The 20,048-nt window shown below is 59.0% G+C and carries 18 protein-coding genes; 4 read left to right on the top strand and 14 right to left on the bottom strand.

The window, feature by feature from the left end; genetic code table 11:
• Positions 1 to 110 precede the first annotated feature (110 nt).
• On the top strand, positions 111 to 938 hold the full coding sequence (gene nadE / locus JQR87_RS11195; protein ID WP_407297169.1) for an ammonia-dependent NAD(+) synthetase: 828 nt from the start codon (positions 111 to 113) through the stop codon (positions 936 to 938).
• Positions 939 to 987: 49 nt separating this feature from the next.
• On the opposite strand, the gene JQR87_RS11190 is transcribed toward nadE, so the two are convergent.
• From JQR87_RS11190 to ccoN (JQR87_RS11135), 12 genes are all read right to left on the bottom strand, one after another.
• On the bottom strand, positions 988 to 1,713 hold the full coding sequence (locus tag JQR87_RS11190; protein WP_407297171.1) for a sulfite exporter TauE/SafE family protein: 726 nt from the start codon (positions 1,711 to 1,713) through the stop codon (positions 988 to 990).
• A complete protein-coding gene (gene ccoS, locus JQR87_RS11185; protein ID WP_407297173.1) occupies positions 1,706 to 1,915 on the bottom strand; it encodes a cbb3-type cytochrome oxidase assembly protein CcoS in 210 nt (69 codons plus the stop codon). Before ccoS ends, JQR87_RS11190 begins: the two co-directional genes overlap by 8 nt.
• Before the next feature lie 42 nt (positions 1,916 to 1,957).
• Positions 1,958 to 4,405, bottom strand: a complete 2,448-nt coding sequence (locus tag JQR87_RS11180; RefSeq protein WP_407297175.1) for a heavy metal translocating P-type ATPase — start codon at positions 4,403 to 4,405, stop codon at positions 1,958 to 1,960.
• A 7-nt stretch (positions 4,406 to 4,412) separates the two neighbouring features.
• On the bottom strand, positions 4,413 to 4,916 hold the full coding sequence (locus JQR87_RS11175; RefSeq protein ID WP_407297177.1) for a FixH family protein: 504 nt from the start codon (positions 4,914 to 4,916) through the stop codon (positions 4,413 to 4,415).
• A gap of 8 nt (positions 4,917 to 4,924) precedes the next feature.
• On the bottom strand, positions 4,925 to 6,337 hold the full coding sequence (gene ccoG / locus JQR87_RS11170) for a cytochrome c oxidase accessory protein CcoG (protein WP_407297179.1): 1,413 nt from the start codon (positions 6,335 to 6,337) through the stop codon (positions 4,925 to 4,927).
• Between the two features lie 143 nt (positions 6,338 to 6,480).
• A complete protein-coding gene (gene ccoP / locus JQR87_RS11165) occupies positions 6,481 to 7,398 on the bottom strand; it encodes a cytochrome-c oxidase, cbb3-type subunit III (RefSeq protein ID WP_407297181.1) in 918 nt (305 codons plus the stop codon).
• Positions 7,399 to 7,581, bottom strand: coding sequence for a cbb3-type cytochrome oxidase subunit 3 (locus tag JQR87_RS11160; RefSeq protein WP_407297183.1), 183 nt, complete (start codon positions 7,579 to 7,581; stop codon positions 7,399 to 7,401).
• Positions 7,582 to 7,587: 6 nt separating this feature from the next.
• Complete coding sequence (gene ccoO / locus JQR87_RS11155) at positions 7,588 to 8,199, bottom strand: cytochrome-c oxidase, cbb3-type subunit II (protein WP_407297184.1); 612 nt, start codon at positions 8,197 to 8,199, stop codon at positions 7,588 to 7,590.
• 12 nt (positions 8,200 to 8,211) lie between these two features.
• Positions 8,212 to 9,639, bottom strand: coding sequence for a cytochrome-c oxidase, cbb3-type subunit I (ccoN, locus tag JQR87_RS11150; protein WP_407297186.1), 1,428 nt, complete (start codon positions 9,637 to 9,639; stop codon positions 8,212 to 8,214).
• 341 nt (positions 9,640 to 9,980) lie between these two features.
• Positions 9,981 to 10,916: a cytochrome-c oxidase, cbb3-type subunit III gene (ccoP, locus tag JQR87_RS11145; RefSeq protein ID WP_407297188.1), complete on the bottom strand. Its 936-nt coding sequence runs from the start codon at positions 10,914 to 10,916 to the stop codon at positions 9,981 to 9,983.
• Between the two features lie 98 nt (positions 10,917 to 11,014).
• Positions 11,015 to 11,626: a cytochrome-c oxidase, cbb3-type subunit II gene (gene ccoO / locus JQR87_RS11140; RefSeq protein ID WP_407297190.1), complete on the bottom strand. Its 612-nt coding sequence runs from the start codon at positions 11,624 to 11,626 to the stop codon at positions 11,015 to 11,017.
• 11 nt (positions 11,627 to 11,637) lie between these two features.
• Positions 11,638 to 13,062, bottom strand: a complete 1,425-nt coding sequence (gene ccoN, locus JQR87_RS11135) for a cytochrome-c oxidase, cbb3-type subunit I (RefSeq protein ID WP_407297192.1) — start codon at positions 13,060 to 13,062, stop codon at positions 11,638 to 11,640.
• Positions 13,063 to 13,144: 82 nt separating this feature from the next.
• Between ccoN (JQR87_RS11135) and JQR87_RS11130 the strand changes: the two genes are divergently transcribed.
• Positions 13,145 to 13,828: an alpha/beta family hydrolase gene (locus JQR87_RS11130; RefSeq protein ID WP_407297193.1), complete on the top strand. Its 684-nt coding sequence runs from the start codon at positions 13,145 to 13,147 to the stop codon at positions 13,826 to 13,828.
• Between the two features lie 65 nt (positions 13,829 to 13,893).
• Here the strand turns inward: JQR87_RS11130 and JQR87_RS11125 are convergent, their stop codons facing one another.
• Entirely contained in the window at positions 13,894 to 15,462 is a 1,569-nt protein-coding gene (locus tag JQR87_RS11125; RefSeq protein ID WP_407297195.1) for a methyl-accepting chemotaxis protein, read from the bottom strand.
• Between the two features lie 231 nt (positions 15,463 to 15,693).
• A complete protein-coding gene (gene acnA, locus JQR87_RS11120) occupies positions 15,694 to 18,369 on the bottom strand; it encodes an aconitate hydratase AcnA (RefSeq protein ID WP_407297197.1) in 2,676 nt (891 codons plus the stop codon).
• 305 nt (positions 18,370 to 18,674) lie between these two features.
• Here acnA and rlmM point away from each other — a divergent pair, with 305 nt between their 5' ends.
• Together rlmM and tusA are read left to right on the top strand one after the other, a co-directional pair.
• A complete protein-coding gene (gene rlmM, locus JQR87_RS11115) occupies positions 18,675 to 19,724 on the top strand; it encodes a 23S rRNA (cytidine(2498)-2'-O)-methyltransferase RlmM (RefSeq protein ID WP_407297199.1) in 1,050 nt (349 codons plus the stop codon).
• Between the two features lie 65 nt (positions 19,725 to 19,789).
• Positions 19,790 to 20,041 carry a sulfurtransferase TusA gene (gene tusA / locus JQR87_RS11110; RefSeq protein ID WP_407297201.1) on the top strand — a complete coding sequence of 84 codons (252 nt, stop codon included), beginning with the start codon at positions 19,790 to 19,792 and terminating at the stop codon, positions 20,039 to 20,041.
• The last annotated feature ends 7 nt before the right edge of the window (positions 20,042 to 20,048 follow it).

Here is a 20,048-nt window from a genome sequence, read left to right as displayed (position 1 = left end):
GACCCTGCTGCGCTATCCAAGACAGGTGGTCATCAACAGAGATTTATTCGCCGAGATATGGTCGGATTAGAACCTGAGCCACAACCTCACCCTTTTGATAGGAGAATCCCATGCATCCTCGTCAGCAAGAGATCGCTGCTGCGCTGAACGTTTGCGCCCCTTTCGACGGTCCGGCCGCCATTCAGGCCGAGATTGATCGACGAGTCGACTTCATCAAGAAATGTCTGCGTGAATCAGGTCTCAAGACGCTCGTGCTTGGAATCAGCGGCGGCGTCGACTCGACAACGGCGGGATTGCTCGCGCAGCGCGCAGTCGAACAGATGCGAGCCGCGGGGGAGGGAGACGATTACCGATTCATTGCCGTCAGGCTTCCTTATCAAGTGCAACTCGATGAAGATGAGGCGCAGCTTGCGGTCGACACCATCCAGCCGGACGAATGCCATACAGTGAACATCGGCGCTGCCGTGCAAGGATTGACGCGTGCTACTGAGGCGCTTGACGAACTGACGCCGGAAAAACGCGATTTTGTCATCGGTAACACAAAGGCCAGGATGCGCATGGTCGCTCAGTACACCATCGCCAACGCGCGCCAAGGGCTGGTTATCGGCACCGATCACGCCGCTGAAGCTGTGATGGGCTTTTTCACCAAGTTTGGCGACGGAGCCTGCGACTTGACACCCCTGGCGGGATTGGTCAAATACCAGGTTCGAGAGCTGGCGGCTGCGTTGGGTGCCCCTGAACAACTCGTCAAGAAAGTGCCGACTGCCGATCTCGAGGAGCTTTCTCCAGGCAAGCCGGACGAAGATGCACATGGGGTGAGCTACGAGAACATTGATGCCTTTCTGCAAGGCCGACCGGTGCCCGAGGATGCGGCGCGCATTATCGTCGACACCTACGACAAGTCGGCGCACAAGCGTCAGCTGCCGAAAGAGCCCTGAGATCAACGAGCGAGAGCTGACGTCAGAGCCGCTCCTTTTTCAGCAGCGTTCAATGGTGATGGTGTGCAGGCTGATCTGGTAGCGCGCCACCACCATGGCCCATCAGCCATTGCTGGTGAGGCCCTGGAAGCGTCCACAAACCAAAAAGAATGACGGTGATACCGCCGAGAACTCTGACGCCCCGTTTCCTGAGTAATGCGGTTAGCCGTTCGGCAGCCAGCCCGGTCGCCAACAGAACAGGCCATGTGCCGATGCCGAACGCCAGCATCAGCAGAGCGCTGTCCAACGCATCACCCTGGCTAGCAGCCCACAGCAAAGTACTGTAGACCAGGCCGCAAGGTAACCAGCCCCATAGCGCGCCGAGCAGCAGCGCTCGCGGCACGCTTTTGACTGGCATGAGTCGCCTGGCAAATGGTTGGATATGGCGCCACAAGCCTCGCCCAATCGCTTCGACGCGAGTCAGGCCGGCCCACCAGCCCGCCAGGTAGAGGCCCATGCTGATGAGCAGCAGCGCCGCCAACACCCGCAATGCCATCGCCGCAGGACTGTTGGCGACGGCCCACCCGGCGAGGCCAATGATCAAACCAGCACTGGCGTAACTGAACACTCGGCCCAGGTTGTATGCAATTAGCAAACGCAGGCGCTTGCCCCGCTGTTCAGCTGGGATGGCCATGGTCAGGGCACCCATCAAACCACCGCACATGCCCAGGCAGTGGCCGCCACCAAGCAGGCCGAGCACCAGGGCCGATACAATCAGCGGAGCCAACTCAGTCACGATCGGACTTCTTTTCGGCGCGGTCGTTGTCAGCTTCCTCTATCCCTGCACGATGCTTGGGGTCCTCTTCATCAAACAGGATGCTATGAGCGGGGCCGTCCAGGTCATCGAACTGGCCGCTGTCAACGGCCCAGAAGAACACCCATATAGCCAGCGCGACCAGCACAACGGCTACAGGGATCAAGATATAAAGTGCGGCCATAAAGCCCTCTGATACGGTGCGGCAACAATCCGAGCCGGTACGTTACCAGGCTACGCCAGGCCGAGCGGACTCTTGAGTAGGCGACTGTTTTGGAAGACGGCTCAGCCTTAAGGCATTCAAAACCACCAGCAACGAGCTGGCGGACATACCCAGCGCTGCCCACATCGGCGTTACCCAGCCGATAGCTGCGAAGGGCAGAATCAAGCCATTATACAGGCTCGCCCAAGCGAGGTTCTCGATGATAATGCCGCGGCTGCGGCGTGCTACTTCAAACGCCTGTACCAGGCTTTCGAGTCGGTTGCTGAGCAGTACTGCATCAGCGCTTGTTTTTGCCAGGTCGGTCGCTGAACCCATTGCTACGCTGATGTCTGCGCCAGCCATGACCGGAGCATCGTTGACGCCGTCGCCAAGCATCAGGACGCGACGGCCATCGGCTTGCAATTGTTGAAGATAAGCGAGCTTGTCAGTCGGCGTCATGCCGCCATGTGCGTCTTCGATGCCTAATTGCTTGGCAATCTCGCCAACCATCGGCGAGCTGTCGCCAGACAGCAAGACCGTTTTCCAGCCCCGCGACTTGCATGCCCGCAGCAGAGCAGGTGCGTCGTTACGCAGCCGGTCGTGGAGCACGAGCCATGCCAGCGGTTGCTGTGTATCGCCCAACAGCAACCATTGACCCTCATTGCCGGGAATCCGCGGCGGCACGCCGCCATAGCCGGCCGCTACAAAATCAGGTTGACCGATTCGCAGCGTACGCCCTGCGACCGAGCCCTGAAGGCCCAGCCCCGGGGCGCTATTGACCGCCTCAGCTGCTTGTGGTGCTCGTCCGAATGCTTTGGCGATAGGGTGCTCGGATCGGTTTTCTAGTGCGGCTGCCAACTCAAGGCAGGCATTGCCATCCAGATCGGCGAGGGGTCGCACCTCTGCCAGTGTGAGGCGTCCTTCGGTCAGGGTACCGGTCTTGTCGAAAATCACTGTGTCGATATGATTGAGCCCTTCCAGAACGTGCCCGCGGGTAAGTAAAAGCCCAAGCTTGTGCAAGGTTCCGGTGGCTGTAGTCAGGGCGGTTGGCGTGGCCAGCGCCAACGCGCAAGGGCAGGTGGCAACGAGTAGCGCGAGCACGATCCAAAAGGCGCGTTCCGGGTCGATCTGCCACCAGACGATGCCGACTACAGCAGCGCTCAGCAGTACGACAATCAAAAACCATTGCGAAACCTTATCCGCGAGTTCGGCCAGGCGCGGCTTATCGGACTGGGCACGTTCAAGAAGTCCCACAATGGCGGACAAACGGGTTTCATCGCCCAACGCCAATACTTCAATGGTCAAAGCGCCTTCGACATTCAGGGTGCCAGCGGTGACAAGGTCACCGACCATCCTCGCCTGGGGGAGGTACTCCCCGGTAAGGACAGATTCGTCGACGCTTGATCGCCCGTCGCGGATCATGCCATCGGCTGGAATCAGCGCGCCTGGGTGGACCAGTACGCGATCACCGCGCTGCAGTTCTTTAAGAAGAACCCTCGAGGTCTGGCCGTCTTCGGTCAATCTTAGGCAAGATGCCGGCAATAGATTAACCAGCTGGGCGGTCGCCATGGCCGTGCGTTCCCGGGCGCGCCGCTCGAGAAACCGGCCGGCCAGTAGAAACAGTGCAAACATACCCACGGCATCAAAATAGAGCTCGCCTTGACCCGTTACGGTCGACCAGATTCCCGCGATATAGGCGCCGCCGATTGCCAAGGAAACCGATAAGTCCATGGTCAGGTGGCGAGTGCGCAGGTCTCGCAGCGCACCTTTGAAAAAATCAGTGCAGCAATAGAAGACGATAGGGGTGGTCAGCAGCAGGGCGGTCCAACGAAGAATGCTGGCCATGCCTGGCGTGAGATCAACGTTGAATTCGGGCCACGTTGCCATTGTTGCCATCATCACCTGCATCCAGAGCAGGCCGGTCACGCCCAGTTGACGCATGCTGCGACGATTATCTCGTGCCAGCCGCTCAGCAGCCTGATCCGCTTGATAGGGATGCGCTGCATAACCGATGCGGCGAAGTTCAGCGAGCAGTTCGCTGAGCGGCAAAATGGAATCATTCCAACTGACCCGCAAGCGGTGATTGGAAAGATTCAAACTTGCTTCGCTGATCCCGTCTAACCCGCGCAGGTGTCGTTCAATCAACCATCCGCAGGCGGCGCAGCTGATGCCTTCGATCAAGAGAGCCGTACTGGCAAGCTCTCCGTCATGCTGAACGAACGGCTCTTGCACATCCCTGCGGTCGTAGAGTGCCAGTTCCTCAGTTAATGCTTGTGGAAGCGAGCCGGGGTTAGAGGAGGCGTCACTGCGATGCTCGTAATAACTTTCGAGGCCGCCCTCCACGATGGCTTCAGCGACCGCCTGGCATCCTGGGCAGCACATGGCCCGCTGCTCGTTCAGCACGCGAGCCTGAAAGACGCTGCCAGCTGGGACTGGTAATCCACAGTGATAGCAGGGGACTGGGGTCGCCATCCGCGGATCAGTAACCCAGTTCGACGGGTTGTCCGCTTACCAGTTCCTCTTCTTCGAACAGGCGCCAATCGTGGTCCCCCTCCCGGCCGAGAAGCTCAACAAAGCGCCTACCGGTGATCGGCTCCTGCATTTGCCCCTGATAGAAGCCGTTGCCTTGGGGTTGGAGGACGATTCGACGATCGCGTTCTGGCTGGGTAGGGGAGATCAGGTTGAGTACCACCTGTTGAGGCCGGCTCGCTCCGTTCAGTTGAACCTCAGCCAGTCCGCGCTCGTCGTTCAGGGTCAGTTGCGCATTCATTTGCAGACGCTCGGCGAGCGTCTCACGTTCCAGTGACTGGTTGATGCCCTTGCCGGCATCGTAATAGTTGTCTGAAACTAGGCTGTCGGCGTTGCGGATTGCGATTGTAAGCAATGAGGTGCCCAGAATGACCGCGAACAGCAGGATGCCAATGACAAACCAAGCCCAGAATTGCTTATACCAGCGCGTGTTTTCGTGTTCGGAAATGGTCATGTACTACCTTAGCGAATGCTTGGACCAATGAAGCGGCTCTCCGCTTCATCTTCGATTGACGGATCATCTGCCGACCTTACATGGAAGACGACATCGTTGGTGCTCGATGGGAGTTGCTCAGGTGCAACCGAGAGCTCTACGGGAACGGTAACCAGCTCACCGGCGTCGGCGCGAATTTCATTCCGGCCTTCATACTGCAGTCCGTTCAGACCGCCAGCCTCAATGATAAACGTCTGCTCGCTCTGAGCCTTGTTCATAAGTTTCAGGGTGTAAACGTTTTCGATCCTCCCTTGCTCGTTCTCTCGGTACAGCACACGATCTTTGAGCACGTCGAGTTTGACCAATGAACGATCAGATACGGCATAGGCGAAAACACCCATCATGGCAATCAGTGCTACGGCATAACCGATCAGTCGTGGCCGGACGAGGTTGGTTTTTTGGCCGGACAGATTGTGCTCGGTGGTGTAGCTGATCAGTCCGCGTGGGTAATTCATCTTGTCCATGATGGTGTCGCACGCATCAATGCACGCGGCGCAACCGATGCACTCGATCTGAAGCCCGTCGCGGATATCGATGCCGGTGGGGCATACCTGAACGCACATCGTGCAATCGATGCAGTCGCCCAACCCCATGGACTTGTAATCGGCGTCCTTCTTTCGTGGACCACGGCGCTCGCCACGACGCGGGTCGTAGGAGACGATCAACGTATCCTTGTCGAACATTACGCTTTGGAACCGGGCGTACGGGCACATGTAAATACACACTTGCTCCCGCAGATAACCTGCGTTGCCGTAGGTGGCAAGCGTAAAGAAGCCCACCCAGAACAACGCCCAGCCGCCTACCTGGAAGGTCAGAAGGTCGGGTACCAAATCCCTGATCGGAGTGAAATAGCCAACGAATGTAATCCCGACGACCAAAGACACGGCGAGCCAAATCGCGTGTTTGGCGGCTTTACGCAAGAGCTTGTTGGCGGTCAGGGGCGCCTTGTCGAGTTTCATGCGCTGGTTTCGGTCACCCTCGGTGACCTTTTCCGCCCACATGAATACCCAGGTGAAAACGCTCTGAGGGCAGGTATAGCCACACCAGACGCGCCCAGCAAAAACGGTGATGAAGAACAGTCCAAACGCGCAGATGATCAGAAGTGCTGAAAGCAGGATGAAATCCTGGGGCCAGAAGGTAGCGCCGAAGATATAGAACTTACGTTCCGGCAAATCCCACCAAACCGCCTGGCGACCGTTCCAGTTGAGCCACACAGTACCGAAATAGAGTAGGAACAGCAGCGAGCCGCCTATGAGTCGCAGGTTGCGAAACAGGCCGGAGAAGGATCGGGTGTAGATTTTTTCACGAGCAGCGTACAGGTCGCCTGACGCCTGGGATTTCGATGGCGGGGTTACATCACGAACGGGGATCTGCTGGGTCATCAAATGCGTACCGCGGCGGAGGGTGAGTGTCCCGGTCGATACGTGCCGACCGGGATCTTTTGCTTACCTGCTGCGAATGGTACGCCTCGTCAGCCGAAGTCAGGTGCGACCGTCAGTCGCGCCTGTATTTGATTGGAATCAAATCAGTCCTTTGGCTGCTGCGAGAGGCTGTAAACATAAGCTGCAAGCAGGTGCACCTTGTCGTTGCCAAGGATGTGCTCTTGGGCGGGCATACGACCATTCCGGCCGTAACGCAATGTCTGCTGGATCTGTGCAAAGCTCGATCCGTAAAGCCAGACGTTGTCGGTCAAGTTAGGTGCACCCATAGCCTGTGTGCCTTTGCCTTCAGGGCCATGACACGCTACGCAATTGGCGGCGAAGATTTTTTGACCCTGCTCAATGTCGGAGGCGATACCCTCAGGAATATCGCGGCCCGACAGGCTGCGAACGTAACCGGCCACATTGCGAATACCTTCTTCGCCGATCACGTCGAGCCATGCCGGCATTGCTGCCTGACGCCCGCCCATGATGGTGGTCTTGATGGTTTCCGGTGCGCCGCCCCAAATCCAGTCATCGTCGGTCAGGTTAGGGAAGCCGTAAGCGCCCTTGGCGTCCGAGCCGTGACATACGGAGCAGTTCGAAGCGAACAGGCGTCCACCCATTTTCAGGGCTTGCGGATCCTGAGCGACCTGCTCGACGGGCATCGATGCGAACTTGGCATACAGCGGACCGTACTGCTCGTCAGCCTTGTCCATCTCGCGCTGCCATTCCTTGACCTGAGTCCAACCACCTTCGTAACCGGGCAGCACACCCTTCCAATTACCCAGTCCCGGATACAGCGCCAGATAACCCAGAGCGAAGACCACGGTGCCGATGAACAGGAAGAACCACCAACGGGGAAGCGGGTTGTCATACTCCTCGATGCCGTCATAGGTATGGCCTACGGTCTCTTCGGTACTGTCGTGGCGTTGTCCCTTGCGAGTCGCGAGCAATAGCCAGACCAGTGCGGCAATGGTCCCCAGGCTCAGCAGGGTGATATACCAACTCCAAAACGAGGTCATTTATTTCTTACTCCTGGAAGCTTCTTCATCACGCTCCTTGGTTTCGGGTTCGTCTGCGAAGGGAAGGTTGGCCGCTTCATCGAAGCTTTTCTTGCGCTTGCTGCTATAAGCCCAGAGCACGACGCCAATGAAAGCGACGACAACTATGATCGTACCCAGGCCGCGAAGAGTCCCGATATCCATGGTGCGTTACCGTTTGTTGGTGAGTGCAGTGCCAAGTACCTGCAGGTAGGCGACGAGGGCGTCCATTTCGGTATTGCCCTTCACCGCTTCCCTGGCACCGGCGATGTCTTCCTCGGTGTAGGGCACGCCTACGCTGCGCAAGGCAGCCATCTTCTTGGCGGTGTCCCTGCCGTCGATGCTCCGCTCGACCAGCCACGGATATGACGGCATCTTAGATTCCGGAACGACGTTGCGCGGGTTGTACAGGTGCGCACGGTGCCAGTCATCAGAATAACGGCCGCCAACGCGTGCCAGGTCCGGACCGGTACGCTTCGAGCCCCACAGGAATGGATGGTCGTAAACGCTTTCACCCGCTACCGAGTAGTGGCCGTAACGCTCGGTTTCTGCGCGGAACGGACGGATCATTTGCGAGTGACAACCGACGCAGCCTTCGCGGATGTAGATGTCGCGGCCTTCCAACTGCAGCGCAGTGTAAGGCTTCATGCCTTCCACTGGCTCGTTGACCACGTCCTGGAAGAACAGCGGGACGATCTGAGTCAGACCACCGATGCTCACTGCCAGAACCATGAACAGGGTCAGGAGACCAATGTTCTTTTCAAGTATTTCGTGACGTTTCATTTATCGGTTCCCTCAGGCGATCTGCGCAGCGGCTTCGAATTCAGCCGCCTTGGCGGCACGCACTGTGCGCCAGGTGTTGTAGGCCATCAGCAGCATGCCGGTAAGGAAGAAGGCGCCACCGATCCAGCGGACGATAAAGCCTGGGTGGCTGGCTTCAAGCGCTTCGACGAACGAATAGGTAAGGGTGCCGTCTTCGTTGATTGCACGCCACATCAAACCCTGAGTGATGCCATTGACCCACATCGAGGCGATGTAGAGCACGGTGCCGATAGTGGCCAGCCAGAAGTGGGCGTTAATCAGACCGATGCTGAACATTTGCTCACGAGCGAAGACTTTCGGAATCAGGTGGTAAATGGCGCCGATGGAAATCATCGCCACCCAGCCGAGCGCGCCGGCGTGTACGTGGCCGATGGTCCAGTCGGTGTAGTGGGACAAGGCGTTGACGGTCTTGATGGCCATCATCGGACCTTCGAAGGTCGACATGCCGTAGAACGCCAGCGAGACCACCAGGAAGCGCAGGATCGGGTCGGTACGCAGCTTATGCCAGGCGCCCGAGAGGGTCATCATGCCATTGATCATGCCACCCCAGCTCGGTGCCAGGAGAATGATCGACATCACCATGCCCAGGCTCTGCGCCCATTCGGGCAGAGCGGTGTAGTGCAGGTGGTGCGGGCCGGCCCAGATGTAGAGGGTGATCAGTGCCCAGAAGTGCACGATCGACAGACGGTAGGAATAGACCGGACGGCCAGCTTGCTTGGGTACGAAATAGTACATCATCCCCAGGAAGCCGGTGGTCAGGAAAAAGCCCACAGCGTTGTGGCCGTACCACCACTGAACCATCGCATCGGTTGCGCCAGCGTAGATCGAGTAAGACTTGAACCAGGTAACCGGTACTTCCAGGTTGTTGACGATATGCAGCATCGCCGTCACTAGGATGAACGCACCGTAGAACCAGTTGCCCACATAGATATGAGCGGCCTTGCGCTTCATGATCGTGCCGAAGAACACCACTGCATAGCTGACCCAGACAACAGTGATCAGGATATCGATGGGCCACTCAAGTTCGGCATATTCCTTCGAGCTGGTGAAACCTTGCGGCAGTGTAATCACCGCCAGGACAATGACTGCTTGCCAGCCCCAGAACACGAATGACGCCAGGCCGTCGGAGAACAGGCGGACCTGGGACGTTCGCTGGACCACATAGAACGATGTGGCCATCAGTGCACACCCACCAAAGGCGAAGATCACCACATTGGTATGCAATGGGCGCAAACGACCAAAGCTGGTCCAAGGCAGGTCGAAGTTGAGTTCAGGCCACACCAGCTGTGCTGCAATGAACACACCCAGGCCCATTCCGATAATTCCCCACACCACCGTCATGATGGCGAATTGGCGAACCACCTTATAGTTATATGCAGTCTCACTTATTGCTGTGCTCATGCAAGGCTTCCACGCTATGGCATTTCAAGGGGGCAAAAACGGCGGCAAGTATGGAGAAAGGAGGGGGGCAATGCAATCAAGGCCCAGGCCGTCTCATGCCGTTCGGACCCTGAGTTTCAGCGCTTTCCATGCTCTTTGAAGGGTCGTTTAGCACATCATGCCGATGTGTCGAGTCGAGGGCCTCGCCTTGTAGTTCTAGGGGGCTTCGGCGAGTAGGGGAGAATATTAGGGCAGCGAGGGTGAAGGGCAACTGGACGAGGCGCGGGCGGTATGCGACAGAGCGTCGCATAGAGACAAAATTGATTCAGAACAGGGCGGCTCGGATGCCGCCCTGTAAAAGATCACTGCTTTGCCACAGGTTCCGGCTGCTGCGATAGGCTCCAAACGTAAGCGGCCAACAGATGTACCTTGTCGTTACCCAGATATTGATCCTGTGCAGGCATCTGGCCGTTGCGTCCGTGACGGATGGTTTGCTGCAGCTGAGTCAGGCTTGACCCGTAAATCCATCCGGCAGGGTGGGTCAGTTTCGGCGCGCCCATTACTGCCATGCCCTCGCCATTGGCGCCATGGCAGACCGAGCAGTTCTGCGTATAGACTTCCCGACCTGCCGCAATATCCGCGTCTGAACCTTCCGGCAACGTCAGCCCTGCCAGACCAGTACGCACGTAGGCCGCGACGTTCTTTACATTGTCTTCACCGATGACCGGGCCCCATGCCGGCATTGCTGCGATGCGGCCATGCAGAATCGTGGTCTTGATGGTTTCGGCGTCTCCGCCCCAGCGCCACTCGTTGTCCGCCAGGTTCGGGAAGCCGACCGCCCCTTTAGCGTCAGAGCCGTGGCAAACCGAGCAGTAGTTGGCGAAGAGGCGGCCGCCAATCTTCAAGGCCCGCTCATCCTGAGCGACCTGTGTCACGCTCATGGCGGAGTACTTAGCGAAGATCGGACCGAACGCTTCTTCAGCCTGGTCAACTTCACGTTGCCATTGCTTGGTCTGGGTCCAGCCGTCTTCATAGCCCGGCAATACGCCTTTCCAATTGCCAAGGCCGGGATAGAGCACCAGATACAGAATGCCGAACACCAGGGTACCGATGAACAACAGGAACCACCAGCGGGGCAGTGGATTGTCGTACTCCTCGATGCCATCGAACGAATGGCCCATGGTTTTGTCGGTCGTGCTGGCAGACTCGCCCTTGCGAGTGGCGAAAATCAGCCAGAACAGAGCGACAATGGTGCCCAGCGTCAGCAGGGCGATGTATCCACTCCAGAAAGTGTTCATGTGTTACTCCTGGGCAGCCCGAACGCTCGACCTGCCCGCGATGTTGGTTCTGTGACGGCTGGCCTGCAGCGCGCCGTTGTCGATAGCTTGCAGGGGATTCAGCGCTTGTTCTGAAGCGCGGTCCCGAGCACCTGCAGATAGGCCACCAAGGCGTCCATTTCGGTCTTGCCCTTCACTGCTTCCTTGGCACCCGCGATGTCATCTTCGGTGTACGGCACGCCGACGGTGCTCAACGCTTTCATCTTCGCAGCGGTGTCCTGGCCATCGAGGGTGTCCTCTACCAGCCATGGGTAGGACGGCATCTTCGATTCAGGCACGACATTGCGCGGGTTGTAGAGATGCGCGCGATGCCAGTCATCCGAATAACGACCGCCTACGCGGGCCAGGTCCGGACCGGTACGTTTGGAGCCCCACAAGAAGGGGTGGTCGTAAACACTTTCACCCGCAACCGAGTAATGTCCGTAGCGTTCGGTCTCCGCGCGGAACGGGCGGATCATCTGTGAATGACAGCCCACACAGCCTTCGCGAATGTAGATGTCGCGACCTTCCAGCTGCAGCGCGGTATAAGGCTTCATGCCCTCTACCGGCTCGTTGACTACGTCCTGAAAGAACAGTGGGACGATCTGTGTCAGACCGCCGATGCTCACGGCCAGGATCATGAACAGGGTCAGCAGACCGACATTCTTCTCGAGTAATTCGTGCTTCTTCATCTGTCGGCTCCTCAGGCGATCTGCGCGGCGGCTTCGTATTCGGCCGGCTTGGCAGCCTGCACGGTGCGCCAGGTGTTGTAGGCCATCAGCAACATACCGGCGAAGAAGATCGCGCCCCCGATCATGCGAACCACATAGCCGGCATGACTGGCTTCAAGCGATTCGACGAAGGAGTACGTGAGGGTGCCGTCTTCGTTGATAGCGCGCCACATCAGGCCCTGGGTGATACCGTTGACCCACATCGAGGCGATGTAGAGCACGGTGCCAATCGTTGCCAGCCAGAAATGGCCATTTATCAAGCCGATGCTATGCATCTGGGCACGACCGAACACTTTCGGAATCAGGTGATACAGCGCACCGATAGACACCATGGCAACCCAGCCGAGTGCGCCGGCGTGTACATGGCCAATCGTCCAGTCGGTGTAGTGGGACAGGGCGTTGACGGTCTTGATCGCCATCATCGGACCTTCAAAGGTCGACATGCCGTAGAACGCCAGGGAGACCACCAGGAAACGCAGAATCGGGTCGCTGCGCAACTTATGCCAGGCGCCCGACAGGGTCATCATGCCATTGATCATGCCGCCCCAGCTTGGTGCCAACAGGATCAGTGACATCACCATCCCCAGGCTCTGGGCCCAATCCGGCAGGGCGGTGTAGTGCAGATGGTGCGGGCCGGCCCAGATGTAAACGGTGATCAGTGCCCAGAAGTGCACGATTGACAGGCGATATGAGTACACCGGGCGCTCAGCCTGCTTCGGTACGAAGTAATACATGATTCCGAGGAAGCCAGCCGTCAGAAAGAAACCGACGGCGTTGTGGCCGTACCACCATTGCACCATCGCGTCGGTCGCGCCCGCGTACAGCGAGTAGGATTTGGTCAGGGTAACCGGGACTTCCAGGTTGTTGACGATGTGCAGAATCGCCACGGTCAGGATGAAGGCGCCGAAGAACCAGTTGCCCACATAAATGTGTTTGACCTTGCGCGTCGCGAGGGTACCGAAAAACACCACGGCATACGCGACCCAGACGATGGTGATCAGAATGTCGATGGGCCACTCCAACTCCGCATACTCTTTGGAACTGGTGTAGCCAAGCGGCAGACTGATCGCTGCCAACAGGATAACCAGCTGCCAGCCCCAGAACGTGAAGGCTGCTAGCTTCGGTGCGAACAGCGTGGTCTGACAGGTACGCTGGACGGAGTAGTAGGAGGTCGCGAACAATGCGCAACCTCCAAAGGCAAAGATCACCGCGTTGGTGTGCAAGGGCCTGAGGCGACCGAAGCTGGTCCACGGCAGGTCAAGGTTGACGGACGGCCAGACCAACTGGGCTGCGATAAAGACGCCGACCGCCATCCCGACGATTCCCCACACCACCGTCATGATGGCGAATTGGCGGACCACCCTGTAGTCGTAGGCGGTACTGGTTGCTGTGTTCATGTATGGGCTTCCATCCACGGTAATGAGCATGTTTTTTGTTGCGTTGAGCAGACATTTCTTTCGATAGAAAGCGGGGGCAAGGATGGGCAATGGGCAAATGGCCGGTATTGACGCCGATCAATACTCACAAGACGGTGAAATTCCGCTCGTCCGAGGCGACCTCCCGCGAGAGGCTGTCTGTGGAAGTTTGATTCTTGCTCATGGAGCGGGCGCCCCTATGGATAGCTCGTTCATGCAGCGGATGACTGAACGGCTGGTTGCTCGTGGCGTAGCGATCTATCGCTTCGAGTTCTCGTATATGGCCGAGCGGCGTCAGGGCGGGCGCAAGCGGCCCCCCAATCCCCAGGCGCAGCTGTTGCAGGAGTGGCGGGCGGTATATCGTGCAGTGCGACAACAAACCGCAGGGCGGTTGGCGGTCGGCGGCAAGTCGATGGGCGGGAGGATGGCGAGCTTACTGGCCGACGAGCTGGAAGCCGATGCGCTGGTGTGTCTGGGTTACCCATTTCATGCCGCGGGCAAACCGGACAAGCCGCGCGTTGCGCACCTTGCCCAGTTGCGCACCCCGACACTCATCATTCAGGGAACGCGCGACGCCTTGGGCAATCGGGATACCGTGAACGGTTATTCACTGTCCTCGGCCATCCGCATCAATTGGCTGGTGGATGGGGACCATGATCTCAAGCCGCTGAAGCGCTCGGGGTATACCCACGATCAGCATCTGGAAAATGCCGCGGATGAGGTCGCGGCGTTCCTGGGTTGTCCCTAGCCCCGCCAACCGATAGTTCGTCAGGCGTAGATCAACGCTTCAGGCCAGGCACGGTGAGCTTTTGTTCATCGGTTGAAGCGCTCCACCAGGCTGTACTGCGACTTGGCTGTCGCAGCCAGGTCTTCAGAAAGCAGCGCCGAGCGCTGCGCGTCGCCGGAGGTTTGATCTGCGAGCCTGGCGATATTGCCGACGTTATGGCTGATTTCTTCCGCCACTGCACTCTGCTGATCGGTGGCGGAGCCAATTTGCGCGGTCATGTCTATGATGCGTGCCACTGCCTCGCTGATGCCGGCGAGTGCCCTGTCCGCCTCGATAACGCGTTCAACCCCGCGGCCTGCCTGCTCGCGACCTTGTTCAGTGGTGTCCACGGCTTGGCGTGCCTGCTGCTGCAGCTTCTCGATCAGCTGGTGAATCTGTCCCGTGGCCGCCGCCGTGCGCTGTGCCAGCTGACGAACTTCATCGGCGACCACTGCAAAGCCGCGCCCGCTCTCGCCGGCACGAGCTGCTTCGATGGCAGCATTAAGCGCAAGCAGGTTGGTCTGGTCGGCGATGCTCTTGATGACATCGACAACGGTACCGATCTCATTGCTGTTCTGCGCGAGTGCCGATACGGCGTCGCCTGTTTCGGTAACGGCTTCGGCTAGCGACTCGATAGCCTTACGCGTATCGGAGCCAATCTTCTGGCCGTGCGCCGTGAGCTGGTTGGCTTGTTCAGTAGCGTCCGCTGCAAGCGCCACGTTGCTGGCCACTTCCTGTGTGGTGGCCGCCATCTGCGTAATCGCTGCGGCAACCTGTTCGGTTTCATGATGCTGACGCGACAGGCCATCCGAACAGCTATGCGCCAGCTCGTCAGCCCGTTTCGCCTGCTGCTGTAGTTGCACCGCACTGTCCTGCAGGCGCGTGAGGCAGGTTTTCAGTCGGGCGTGCTCACTGAGCATGGCCATCTCCAGTTGCGCCTCGACACCCTGACTGTCGGTATACATCCGCGCGATCAGTGGGTCGCTGGTCGATTGCCGCGCCAGGCGCAACAGGCGGTTCATTCCACGCATCTGCCAGTGCCGCCCGGCCAGGCCGAGCGGAACCGAGAGCAACGCCGCCAGCGCGAAACCCCATCCGTGGTTGAGCCAGGCACCTATCATGAACCCGATCTGGCTGATGATGATGAACGGCAACCAGTTGATTGCCACCGGCAACCATTTCTCGCGCCTCGGCACGCCACTCTTGCCAGCGTTGAGCCGGGCGTAAAGCGCTTCGGCGCGCTGGACCTGTTCGCGGGTCGGCTTGGTCCGGACAGACTCATAACCGATGACCGTACGCTGCATGTCCAGCACTGGGGTGACGTACGCATTTACCCAATAGTGGTCGCCGTCGATACGACGGTTTTTCACGATACCCATCCACGGCTTGCCATCCTTCAGTGTGGCCCACATGTGGCCGAATACCTGAGCGGGAACATCGGGATGACGGATCACGTTGTGCGGCGCGCCGATCAGCTCTTCACGATCGAAGCCGCTGACCTCGGCAAAGATGTCGTTGCAGTAGGTAATCTTGCCGCTGAGGTCGGTGGTGGAGATCAGCCGCTGCTGATCGGGGAATGCATATTCGCGTTGGGTAACGGGTTGGTTGTTTCGCATGACGAGGCCTGGCAGTCGAAGTGGCCGAAGCCACGCTTATCAAGAGGGTCGAGCCGTTCGAGCGGGGCATTCTTCGGGTGATGTCAATTTGACGTCAAACCTGTGACCGTTTTGCTAAATAACGTAACGGCTGCGGATTCAGGGACTTAAGGGCCAATCGATGATCGGTGATAGAAAGAGGCCCGCTGCAGACTGGCTGCAGCGGGCCTTGCGAGGCACTGGGGTTGACGCTCAAGCCTCGATGAGCTGACGGAGCACGAAGTGCAGAATGCCGCCGGCCTTGAAGTACTCGACCTCATTGAGCGTATCGATACGGCACAGGACCTGGAAACTATCGCGCGCACCGTCGGCCCGCTCGACATCCACGGTCAGTAGCTGCCGCGGTTTGATGTCAGCATCAAGGCCGCGAATCGACAGCTTCTCCTTACCGGTCAGACCGAGCGACTGACGTGTCTGGTCGCCGACGAACTGCAGCGCCAGTACACCCATGCCGATGAGGTTGGAGCGGTGGATGCGCTCGAAACTTTCGGCGATCACCGCCTTTACGCCCAACAAATTGGTGCCTTTTGCGGCCCAGTCGCGGCTGGACCCGGTGCCATACTCTTTACCAGCGATCACGACCAGGGGCACGCCTTCCGACTGGTAGCGCATCGCGGCGTCATAAATGGACATCCGCTCGCCACTTGGTTGATACAGCGTATTGCCACCTTCCTCGCCACCAAGCATCTCGTTCTTGATGCGGATGTTGGCGAAGGTGCCGCGCATCATGACTTCGTGGTTCCCTCGGCGTGAGCCGTAGGAGTTGAAATCTTCCGGCTTTACGCCCAGCTCTTGCAAATACACGCCTGCGGGGGAGCTGGCCTTGATGTTACCGGCCGGGGAAATGTGGTCGGTGGTAATCGAGTCGCCGAACAGCGCGAGAATTCGAGCATTCTCGACATCCTTCGGCGGGGTCAGCGGTTGGCCAATGTCCTCGAAGAAGGGCGGGTTTTGCACATAGCTCGAGTTGTTGTTCCACTTGTATGTGTCGCCCGCAGTGACCGCGATGGACTGCCAGTGCTCGTCGCCGCTGAACACGTCGGCATAGCGGGTGCGGAACATTTCTCCGTCGATCTTGCTGACTGCCTCGTTTACTTCTGCGCTGGTCGGCCAGATGTCCTTGAGGTAAACGGGCTGGTTCTGCTCGTCGTAGCCAAGCGGATCTTTTTCCATGTTGATCCGCGTGGTGCCGGCTAGAGCGAATGCAACCACAAGCGGCGGCGATGCCAGCCAGTTGGCTTTTACCAGGGGATGCACGCGACCTTCAAAGTTGCGGTTGCCCGAGAGCACCGAGGACACCACCAGATCGTTATCGGTGATCGCCTGGCTGATGGCCTCGGGCAGCGGTCCGGAGTTGCCGATGCAGGTGGTGCAACCGTACCCGACGAGGTTGAAGCCGAGCTGGTCGAGGTAGGTGGTCAAGCCGGCGCGTTCGAGGTAGTCGGTAACGACCTTGGAGCCTGGCGCCAAGGACGACTTCACCCAGGGCGCGCGCTTGAGGCCGCGTTCAAGCGCCTTTTTCGCCACCAAGCCCGCGGCCATCAGCACGTTCGGGTTGGATGTGTTGGTGCAGGATGTGATGGCTGCGATCACCACTGCGCCGTGCTTGAGGCTGAAGTCTTCGCCGGCCACCGGAACCGAACTCTCGGCCTGCTGGGTCTTGCCACTGGTTTCCAGCAACAAATCGAAGTTGGCGCCGATGTCTTCGAGCGAAACGCGGTCCTGGGGGCGTTTGGGGCCGGCCAGTGAGGGTTTGACCTCGGCCAGATCCAGCTCTAGCGTGGCGGTGAAGACAGGGTCTGGAGAGTTGGAATCGCGCCACATCCCCTGAGCTTTGCTGTAAGCCTCGACCAGGGCGATGCGGTCTTCGTCACGTCCGGTCAGTCGCAGGTAATCAATGGTGACTTGGTCGACCGGGAAGAAGCCGCAGGTCGCTCCGTATTCCGGTGCCATGTTGCCGATGGTCGCGCGATCGGCGAGCGGGAGGTGATCCAGGCCGGGGCCGAAGAACTCGACGAATTTACCCACCACGCCGTGCTTGCGCAGGATTTGCGTGACGGTCAGCACCAAATCGGTGGCCGTCACGCCTTCGTTGAGCTTACCGGTCAAGCGCATCCCGATCACTTCCGGGATCAGCATCGAGACCGGTTGGCCGAGCATTGCCGCTTCCGCTTCGATGCCGCCCACGCCCCATCCCAGGACGCCGAGGCCGTTGATCATGGTGGTGTGTGAGTCAGTGCCGACCAGTGTGTCGGGGTAGGCGATGGTCTGGCCGTTCTCCTCCTTCGTCCAGACGACCTGACCCAGATACTCAAGGTTGACCTGATGGCAGATCCCGGTGCCTGGCGGGACGACACTGAAATTGTCGAACGCCTGCTGGCCCCAGCGTAGGAACTCGTAGCGCTCGCCGTTGCGCTGCATCTCGATCTCGACGTTCTGCTCGAAGGCCTGGTCATTGCCGTAACGATCCACCATCACAGAGTGGTCGATCACCAAGTCGACCGGCGACAGCGGGTTGATGCGCTGCGGGTCGGCACCGGCTCGGGAGACCGCGTCACGCATGGCTGTAAGGTCGACGACCGCTGGTACGCCCGTGAAGTCCTGCATCAATACCCGCGCGGGCCGGTACTGAATCTCGCGTTCAGAGGTATGCGTCTTGAGCCACACGGCCAGTGAATTGAAGTCATCGGCCCGAACCGTGACGTCATCTTCCCAGCGCAGCAGGTTTTCCAGCAGTACTTTTAGCGAGGTGGGCAACCGGCTGATGTCGCCCAGTTGCTTCGCGGCTTCAGGGAGGCTGTAGTAATGATAGGTCTTGCCGTTCACGTCGAGGCTGCGGCGGCAATTCAGGCTGTCCAGGGATGGCATTCGTCTCTCCTTGTGCCCGCACGGTCGGGCTGATTGAGTCGGGAGCGTTCTTTAAAACCTAGCTCCTGGCGAAATACTTCGCCACGAAACTGGCCGCCAATCGATATGGCGAAGGTGCGGGAGACGAGCCGCGGCAGGTGGTCCGCAACGGCGCAATCGCGCTGCTTGCCGGGGCGCATCAAATTCCTGCAACTGTTCACTGGACCGAAGCAGCAAGCCCACGGTTCCCCACTGGGCTATCATGTGCGGCTTTTGTCGTAGTGGGCGGCGCCGACGCGCTATGCGCCGCTTATAGGGTCAGTACCATGAATACTTTGCTGCTGCATTGCCGTCCCGGTTTTGAAAACGAGGTGTGCGCCGAAATCAGTGACCAGGCCGCTCGCCTCGATGTGGCCGGCTACGCCAAGGCTAAAGCCGACAGCGCTTGTGCGGAGTTCATCTGCAACGACGCCGCCGGACCGGAGCGCTTGATGCGCGGCGTCCGTTTCGCGCGGCTGATATTCCCGAGGCAGTGGGCGCGCGGCGAGTGGCTGGTGCTTCCGGAAACCGATCGGATCGGTGTACTGCTCGATCGGCTGAAATCCATGCCGGTGTGCAGCAGCCTGTGGCTGGAGGTTCTGGACACCAACGAGGGAAAAGAGCTGTCGCAGTTCTGTCGAAAGTTCGAGGTGCCCCTGCGTAAGGCCTTGGAAGGGGCTGGCAGGCTGAGGGAGGGCGGCCAAGGGCCGCGACTGTTGCTCACGTTCAAGAGTGGTCGAGAGGCCTTCGTTGGGCTCGCCGATGCCGAAAACAGTGCCATGTGGCCCATGGGAATCCCTCGGCTGAAATTCCCTCGGCAGGCGCCGAGTCGTTCGACCTTGAAGCTCGAGGAGGCGTGGCATCATTTCATCCCGCGTGAACAGTGGGACGAGCGCCTGGCTCCTGGCATGACGGCCGTTGACCTCGGCGCCTCGCCAGGCGGCTGGACCTGGCAGTTGGTCAACCGGGAAATGGAGGTCATGGCGGTCGACAACGGGCCGATGAATGAGGAGCTGCTGGAGTCTGGCCTGGTCGGTCATTACCGTGCCGATGGTTTTGCCTTCCGCCCGAAGCGTCCTGTCAACTGGATGGTTTGCGACATCGTCGAGAAGCCTGCAAAGAATGCCGCTTTGCTCGAAACCTGGATTGGGGAGGGGTTGTGCCGCGAGGCGGTGGTCAACCTTAAACTGCCGATGAAGCAGCGCTATGCCGAGGTAAAGCGGCTATTGGAACGCATCGCTGATGGGCTTGCCGAACGAGGGGTCAAGGCGAGCATCGGCTGTAAACAGCTCTACCATGACCGCGAGGAAGTAACCTGCCATCTGCGTCGGCTGTAGCGCTTACCGAGTGACTGTCTGGCTGGCATACGCGACAATGTCGTCCTGTTTTTGTGGAGCCTGTAATGTCTCGATCTACCGAACTGTCCGCCGATGCGTTACTCGATGCCAGCGGCCTCAATTGCCCCGAACCGGTGATGATGCTGCACAACAAAGTTCGCGACTTGCCTGCCGGTGAAATCCTGAAAGTCATCGCAACGGACCCATCCACCCAGCGCGATATCCCAAAGTTCTGCGTGTTCCTGGGTCACGAGCTGGTCGGCCAGGAAGTCGAAGACAGCACTTATCTGTACTGGATTCGCAAGAAGCTCGACTAGGCGCTCC

Source organism: Stutzerimonas stutzeri (assembly GCF_051028275.1).
Lineage (GTDB): Bacteria > Pseudomonadota > Gammaproteobacteria > Pseudomonadales > Pseudomonadaceae > Stutzerimonas > Stutzerimonas stutzeri_AS.
This window is presented reverse-complemented; position numbering and strand designations above follow the sequence as displayed.